Genomic DNA, 8,641 nt, shown 5'->3' with positions numbered 1-8,641 from the left:
GTGGGAGATTAAAAATATTTTACTGATTGTTAAACAATTACTTACGCTGAACTCACATTAATTACCAATCGTTAGTCGTACTACGCCCCCTTTCAAAACATTACCCAATAATAGAAATGAAACATATTATCTATTTATTCCTCTACCTCAGTTTTACTACTGCTCAAGCACAATGGAACATAGCCCTTCCTAATGGCGAAACCCTTAATCTCCAATGGCAAGAGCGCGAAAACTCTCAGCAAAATAAAGATATTCACACCTTTGTAGGCTACAGCCAAAACCAGTTTGTGGCTACTTTGGTAGTACACCCTAATAAAGAGGCTTCTGGTAGCTTGCAATGGGAAGGGACTACTTACCAACTTACAGGCTCACAGCAAGGTAAGCTCTCAGCAAAAGAGCGACTCCGCCATAACCCCAATGCAAAATGTGGTACCGATACTCACCAGCACACCTCTCTTTTTCCTTCTCCTCAAAACAGCCCTACTGCACGCCCTATCACCACTACTACATCTCTAATGCCCAACGACCCCGAGGGGATTCTCTATCTCTATCGCTTGGCAGTATTGGTTGATTACTACGATTTTGCCCATACTTTCGGCAGTGATATCACACAAGTAAAAAACTTCCTGCTCAACCTCGAAACTTTTCTCAACGAGGTATATGTACGCGATATAGGATTGAAATTCAGTATTTTAGATGATAACCGACTCATTGTTCAAGAAGCTACTAAGCAGTTGTACAATCAAAAATCACGACGAGAAATCATCGAAAATTCAACTGAAAAAATTGATGAACTCATTGGCGATAAGCAGTATGACATAGGAATTGTAATCGCTCCAGGCACCGATGCAACCTTGTCAGGACTCGCTTTCTTTTCTGGAGGATTCCGCCTTGTAAGAAAAGGAGGGGCTTCGGCAATAGCCGAAAATGCAACCATTGCTCACGAAATCGGACATTTATTTGGTGCCGATCACACTTTTAAAAACGTCTACTCAGGTAACTCTCTCTATACAGAACCTCGCTACGGTCAATCACTGATGGGCTATAGCAACAATTTCCCCGATGGAGCTTTCTTTTCACTCCCTACCGCTTATCAAATACGTGGCGGGATTGTCAATCGGTCTTATTTCAAAGATTCTCAGCGCACTCAGTTAGTAGACCGCAATGGGAATGATGTGAGTAATTTCAATTATGCTTATGGTATCAAAACCGAAAGCTCTTTCCCCACAATCGACCGCACTAAACTACAAGAAACCTATACCATTCCTAAAGATACTTATTTCCAATTCCGTATCAAGGCAACAAACACTAACAATCTCCCTATTTATTACACAGCACAACTCACCAGTAGGGCAGGAGTAAACGATCCTAAGTTCCTCACTCGTAAGGGGAAAACAGAAGGGAATCCTATCACTTTCCAAACACAATACAGCGATTTAGGAGGCTTTATAGAGTATACACGTCCCAATGCAAAAGGCGAACATCTTTTTTGGGTAGCAACCTCTAATCCTGCCCCTCAACGCTTTGTGAATTACGATATGGTAGCTGTAAAGGTAAATATCGCCGACGGTAAAACTTTTGCGATCACTAACGGAATGAACGACGAGTACCAAGGGGGTGATAAAATAACACTTCATTGGCAAGTAGACCCTAACTTCTTTGACCCCAATAGCAAAGTGCGCATCCTCCTTTCCGATGATTTAGGTAAGACTTTTAAATATACTTTGGTAGAAAGCACCGAAAACGATGGTACTTGCGAGATTACACTTCCTAATATCGAGATAGGTACGGTAGAATGGGGCAAACAACCAAAAATCCAACTCCCCGCGGGGGTTATCAAAGTGGAAGTGATAGACCATATCGCTTTCGCTATTACCAATGTAGCGCCTTATAAAACCTCTAACGGAAAATCAGTACCTAATGGAGGCTTTAAAATTAAAAAGAAAACAGGAACGCCCTCTCCTTTAATCTTTGTAGAGAATAGCAAACCCCAAAACGTAACCGTTCAATGTGCTAATGAGATACCTGCACCTGCTAACCCTACAACCGAAGGAGGTTGTGGAGCAGTAACCATTACCCATACAGATAAAAAGCTCGCTGGAACTTGTGCCAATAGCTTTACCATTCAGCGCACATTCAAGGCTTACGATGGCTGTGAAACCATTACTTATCAACAAACAATCGTGGTAAATGATACCCAAAAACCTACTTTTGTAGGGAGCTTACCTCAAGATACAACGATTGATGAAGGAGCTAAAATACTTCTTGGAGCTACTCTTACCGCTACCGATAATTGTAAAGGTACATTTCAAGTCGTTCCTACCAAAGAAACCCTTGCCAATAAAATAATATATACTTGGGTAGCCAAAGATGATTGTGCTAATGAGTCAGTACACAAGCAAACCATTACAGTAAGACCCATAGCAAAAAAGCCACAGCAAGAGCCAGAGAAAAACATTGTTATCTACAATGGCGTTTCTACCGAGAATACGAATAATTATTTTACCGTAGAAGGAGCAGATGATAATAGCCCTATTCACCTCCTTATTTTCGATGAAACAGGCTTAAAAGTATATGAAAATGAACATTATGGCAAAAATGGCGATTATTTTAGAGGTTATGCCAATGTCAAAGGTTTTATAGGCAATAACAAAGCCCTTCACGGCACTTATTTCTATATCGTTCGTTACAGCAAACGCGGAAAAGAAGAACAGCAAAAAGGCTTTTTATATGTAAGATAATACCAATCACCATTAGGTGAAAATAGCGTCCCTACACTTTGGCAAAGTATCTAAACTGCTCGTCGTGCTACGACCTTTGCCAAAGTTTTTAAACGCTCGTCTTGCTATTATCTCTATCAAACTTAAATATTCTGATAATCAACCACTTTTAGAGTATGTTGTGTAGGAAAGCCAGCGATAGCTGGGTATGTGCTGCAAACGCCCTCACAAACAGAACTTTCCACGGCTTTTTCTATAGCAATCCCCCCCTCAGAGTTTTTCCGAGCTTTTCCAAGATTCTCCAAGATTCTCAAAGTTTTTCCAAGATTCTCAAAGTTTTCCCAAGCTTCTCCGAGATTCTCCCCCTCATCACAAAATCACTTTTTTAACCTCAATTTCGTGTAAATTCTTATTCCACAAACCCAGCTGCACAAATTTGTAAAATTTGAGCACAATTTAAAATATTTTACTGATTTTCAAATAATTACCTACACCAAACTCACGATAAAATAATTTTATGATTTATTTTTGGTTATTTACTTTTATTGTTGTACCTTTGTCTCCTAATACAAGAAATCAACCTTATTATGTTTAAGAAATTTTATTTGTTCATACTTTTGCTAATGTCAGCTTCGGCATTTGCACAATGGCGAGTAGAAGGAACGGTAGTAGATGAATTGAGCAAAAAGCCATTAGAAGGCGTGAAAGTACACGTCAATGCTTCTGCTTGGCAAGCAACTACCAATGGAAAAGGAAAATACGCCCTCTCTCTTCCCGAAGGCGAATACCTTATCATCTATTCACTTAATGGGTACACCCGTCAGGAGCAATTAGTCTCTGTAGGAGGGGAAAAAATCACTCAGCAACTGTCTGAAGTGAGCCTAACAGCCGATTTAGTTCAAGAATCCGAACAAATGGCTGTAATCAACGAATCTGAACTCGAAGACGATGAGAGCGGTGCCGATGCTATGTCTGGCCTCTTGCAAAGCTCTCAAGATGTGTTTATGCGACGTGCAGCTTTCGATTTTAGTTCTGCTTTCTTCAAACCTCGTGGTTACGATTCCAAAGATGTAACTGTACTCATCAATGGTATTCCTATGAACCGATTTGAAAATGGTCGCGCCCAATGGAATAATTGGGGAGGTCTCAACGACATCACTCGCAACCAAGAGTACAGCAATGGACTCTCAAAATCCGACTATACTTTCGGCGGTCTAATGGGCTCTAACTACATCAACATTCGCCCCTCACTCAACCGCACTGGGCTTCGCATTACTTCTTCAGCAAGCAACCGCAGTTATACCGGTCGATTGATGGCTACCTACAACTCAGGTGTACTCCGCAATGGCTTGTCGTTTATGGTATCCGCCTCCCGTCGCTTCGCCCCTCAAGGCACTTGGGTCGATGGAACGCTCTACAACGCTTATGCTTTCTCTGGCGGCGTTGAATACCAACTCAACGATCATCACAGCTTCAACCTCATCGGACTCTTCTCTCCCGTAAAACGCGGCAAAAGCTCTCCTCTCACTCGCGAAGCTCTCGATTTGTTTGGCTACCAATACAACCCTTATTGGGGCAGACAAATGGGCGACAAACGCAACTCTCGCAACCGCATCATCTCCGAACCTATCTTCGTTCTTTCATATAACTATTTGAAAAACAATACGCGTTTGAATATCGACTTAGGCTATCAGTTCGGCGAAATTGGCAATACCCGTATCGCTTATGCGAACGCCCAAAACCCCGAACCTAACTACTATAAAAATATGCCAAGCTATTACTTGAACCAAAATGCAGGCCCCGACTTTGCAGCCGCCGAAGAACAAAAAAACTATATCTTGGCTAACTCTCAACTCAATTGGGAAAACTTGTACTATGCTAACTATAACAATGCCGATAAACACAGTACTTTTATAGTGAGCAACGACATCAACCGCGAACGCACCCTTTCTGCCAACGTGAATTTTGCAATGCCTATTCACGACTTCATCAAATGGACGTCAGGAGTCGTATACCGCAATATCTCTTCCGATAACTTCGCCGAAATCGACGACTTGCTCGGAGGTCAGTACTTTGTGAACTACGATTACTTCGAGAACAAACCTTACGATGCCAATGAGGCAGATATGAAAAAACAAAAAGGCGATAAATGGAATTACTTCTATAGCCTAAAAAGCAATGTAGCCGAGGCTTTCTCTCAATTAGAATTTACCTTCAAAAAAGCCGAACTCTTCATCGCTGGTCGTTATCACTACACCGATGTACAACGCGAGGGTAAATACAACTACCCCCTTTACAGCGATTCGTATGGCAAAGGCGCCTTGCAAGTGCAAAACGGGGTAAGTACCAAAGCTGGAATTACTTATGCCCTCACTGGTCGCCACCTCTTGCAACTCAATGTAGGCTATTTCAACACCCCACAATCCTTGCGCAATATCTATCCTAATGTGCGCAACTCCAATCGAATATTGCCTAATCTCAAAAACGAAATGGCTTACACCGCCGATGCAAGCTATATATTGCGCTCTTCTTTCTTGAAAGGTCGCCTCACAGGCTTCTTTACCGAAATTGAAAACACTGCCGAAACTAACTTCTTCTATACCGAAACCGCCCTTACCGATGAAATCGATAAAGATTTTGTGGCACAAACCATCGATGGCATCAAAAAACGCCACTTCGGATTAGAATTGGGTGCTGAAGCGCAATTGCACCCTACTGTAAAACTTACAGCAGTGGCTGCTATAGGGCAATACACCTATATCAATAATCCATCGCTCTACATTTCAGCGGGTGATGTAAATAAAGCTATCGACGAGGTTAAAATGAAAAATTACCACGTGCCAAGCGGGCCACAACAAGCTTATTCATTAGGATTGGAATACCGTAATCCTAAATATTGGTGGGTAGGCGCCACTGCCAATTTCTTAGCCCAAAACTACGTATCGCTATCTGCCCTCAACCGCACCTCTCAGTTCTTTATCGACCCAGCTACCAAAGCACCCTACTCTAATATCGACCTCGATAAAGCTCGTCAACTCCTCAAACAAGAACGCTTAGACGATGTCTTCTTAGTAAACCTCGTTGCTGGTAAATCTTGGCGCGTAAAGAAAACCTATATCAACCTAATGGCAAGCGTGAACAACCTCTTCGATACCAAATTCCTTTCAGGAGGTTTTGAACAATCACGTACAGCTAACTATGGCAGAATGCTACAAGATAACGCCCAAGGAGTCCCTTCTTTCGGTAACCGATATTTCGTAGGTTACGGACGTACCTATATGCTTAATTTAGCGGTAAGTCTCTAAATAGTAAATCAGAATTGGTTTGCAAATTTTATGTCGCTACACTTTGCCAAAGTTTTAATTGCTTGTCGTGCTACGACCTTTGGCAAAGTTGAATACCCTGAAAATTAAACACTTTTAAAGTATGTTATGTAATTCGTTTTACAAACGCCTTTAAAAGTAAACTTATTTCCAATCTATTTTTGTTTGACTATAAATAATAGGTAACAAGTAACATTAAAAATCGCCCCATTGAATCCCTTTTGCGGATTGTTCCCCTTCGGAGGTTTGGAGGCTAAACTAATAAATAACAACAATATGAAACTAAATGCATTAAAGCCCACAGCGATAGCCCTATTGTCGCTATTCGCAATTACATCGTGTGTAAAGGACGACGATTATGACATCCCTAACCCTGAAGGCGAAAAAACACTACCGCCTTTTAGTGGTCAGGTAGTAAGCTTCGATACAGCCATAGGTAAAGCCGTTACAAATGTAACTACTTATGGAGCCGACGAGGCAATCGAAGGTTATGTAATCTCCAGTGACGAAGCTGGTAACTTCTATCAAAAAATTTATATCCAAAACGAAGATAAAACCAAAGGAGTTACCGTCGCTATCAATAAAACAGGTCTATATACTGATTTTCCATTAGGTGCCAAAGTGCAATTGCGACTCAAAGGACTCACCTCACAAGTAAACAATGGTGGAGTCGACTTTGGAAGTGGTATATTCCAAGCAAATAACGGAAGAACCAGTGTAGGACGAATGTCAGAAGCCATCGCTAAAAATCACCTTTTCGATAAAGGAGGTGTGCGTAAAACTTTAGCCGAACTCGCTAAAGCCGATACTTCTATAAATACATTAAAGGTAGAAGCCAATATCAACCAACTCATCACCCTTAAAGGAGTACACTTCAAAACGGAAGATGTAGGTAAAAATATGCATCAAAAAGCCAATGACACCCGTCAAGGAACAGACTACACCCTTACCGATGCACAAGGAAATACAATTCCTTTTAGAACCAGCCGTTATGCCAAATTCAAAGATGAAAAAGTGCCTGCAGGAACTTTAGATGTCACAGGGGTACTCACCAAGTACGGTCAAAATTGGCAGTTTATGATTAGCAACTACGCTGATATAGTAGTCAACGGAGGCACCTCTACCGGTACCCAAACCAATACTCAAACCAATACAACCGTTGAAACCATAGAAGCCAGCTCAGCTACAGCCGCCAACTTCGTAGAAGGTAAAAAGGTAAAACTACACGGTAATCTTAAGGTAGAAGGAAGCAGAGCCTATATTCTTTTTAGTGATGGCACCAAAATACAATTGTACACTAAAAACTTCAGTAAAATTAGTAAAGAGAATAAAGATAACCTCAAAGTAAATGGCAAAGAAGTTACTGTAACAGGTACTTTTGGCAAACATAATACTACGCTTCAAATCGCTTATGAGCAAGACAGTGATTTAGTATGGGGCTCAGGTAATAACAACCCACAACCACCGGCAGAAACTATAGAAGCAAGTACCGCTACAGTAGCTGTTTTTGAAGAAAATAAAGTTGTTACTATGCACGGTGTATTAGTATCTAAAGGAGGTAAGGGCTATTTTAAATTAGGAGATGGTACCTTAATACAAGTTTATTCCAGTACTAAAAACATCAATGAAACTAAAGAAAAAATTGCAATGGGTGGTTACGAAGTTACTATAAAAGGAACCTTTGGCTTACATAATGGAACAAAACAAATTCAATATACCAAAGCAGAAGATGTAACTTTTGGTCAAGCCCCTGCTACCCACACTTATGAAGCCTTAGATGCTTCTACAGCCACTATAGCTAACTATGCCGATGGTAAATATGTAAAACTTACAGGTACTATTATTACTCAAAAAAATGGTAAATATACAGATTCCTACATCACATTATCCGATGGTAATAAAATAAAACTTTTCCCAGCAAATAGTGCTAGCATTTCAAAAGCAAAAACTGATAGTCTAAAAAAAGATGGTCAAAAAGTAACTATTTCAGGTAAGTTCGAAGACTACATCGATAATAAAGGAGCAAAAATTTACGAACTCATCTACATAAAAGATAGCGATGTAGAAATACAATAAAAAACATTTTTTCTTACCCAAAAAGAGTGAGCCCCCAAAAGCTCACTCTTTTATTTTCATCCCTTCCCATCCCCACCCGCATAACTCCTCCCTTTCCGGTTAGTCCCCCTTCGGGGTTGTCGACAATTGCCGAGTAAGTGAGTCGGGGGCCATCTCACCCCTCCATCCCCGTCCGCACAGCTTCCACCCCACCGCTCCCACCCCATCCCCACCCGCACAACTCCTCCCTTTCCGGTTAGTCCCCCTTCGGGGGTTCGGGGGCCTCCCACCCTCTCCCACAAAAAAACCACCCTCATTCTCAACCACTTAAAAAATAAATTAAAAAAATCTTAAAAAAAACTCTCAAAAAATTTGCTAGTTTGAAAAAACGCCGTACCTTTGCACCCGCAAATGAGATGATAAGGCATTTGTAGGGGCGAATGGCAATTCGCCCATTCACACAAAAAAGGCAATTCGCCCATTCACACAAAAGGGCAATTCGCCCCAAATAAGAAACAACACGTACATTGACATAATGTTGTA

4 protein-coding genes are annotated in these 8,641 nt (G+C 41.2%); 3 read left to right on the top strand and 1 reads right to left on the bottom strand.

Annotated features, from left to right (window positions below; all coding sequences use genetic code 11):
- The first annotated feature begins 116 nt into the window (after positions 1-116).
- From HMPREF9073_RS11500 to HMPREF9073_RS11490, 3 genes are all read left to right on the top strand, one after another.
- Complete coding sequence (locus HMPREF9073_RS11500) at positions 117-2,741, top strand: reprolysin-like metallopeptidase (protein ID WP_009413947.1); 2,625 nt, start codon at positions 117-119, stop codon at positions 2,739-2,741.
- 566 nt (positions 2,742-3,307) lie between these two features.
- The gene (locus tag HMPREF9073_RS11495) at positions 3,308-6,025 is read left to right on the top strand and encodes a TonB-dependent receptor (protein ID WP_009413945.1); all 2,718 of its coding nucleotides are present in this window, start codon (positions 3,308-3,310) and stop codon (positions 6,023-6,025) included.
- Positions 6,026-6,319: 294 nt separating this feature from the next.
- Positions 6,320-8,119 carry a DUF5689 domain-containing protein gene (locus HMPREF9073_RS11490; RefSeq protein WP_034555881.1) on the top strand — a complete coding sequence of 600 codons (1,800 nt, stop codon included), beginning with the start codon at positions 6,320-6,322 and terminating at the stop codon, positions 8,117-8,119.
- 298 nt (positions 8,120-8,417) lie between these two features.
- On the opposite strand, the gene HMPREF9073_RS16395 is transcribed toward HMPREF9073_RS11490, so the two are convergent.
- Positions 8,418-8,641: hypothetical protein (locus HMPREF9073_RS16395; protein WP_232212955.1), on the bottom strand; the 224-nt coding region annotated here is incomplete at its 5' end.

It is taken from the genome of Capnocytophaga sp. oral taxon 326 str. F0382 (assembly GCF_000318295.1).
GTDB lineage: Bacteria > Bacteroidota > Bacteroidia > Flavobacteriales > Flavobacteriaceae > Capnocytophaga > Capnocytophaga periodontitidis.
Note: the sequence above shows the minus strand (reverse complement) of the source record. Positions and strands in the feature narration are given on the sequence as shown.

Bases quoted from the DNA above. Each gene is read 5' to 3' on its own strand.
- HMPREF9073_RS11500 (WP_009413947.1), top strand. From the start codon at position 117: ATGAAACATATTATCTATTTATTCCTCTACCTCAGTTTTACTACTGCT.
- HMPREF9073_RS11495 (WP_009413945.1), top strand. From the start codon at position 3,308: ATGTTTAAGAAATTTTATTTGTTCATACTTTTGCTAATGTCAGCTTCG.
- HMPREF9073_RS11490 (WP_034555881.1), top strand. From the start codon at position 6,320: ATGAAACTAAATGCATTAAAGCCCACAGCGATAGCCCTATTGTCGCTA.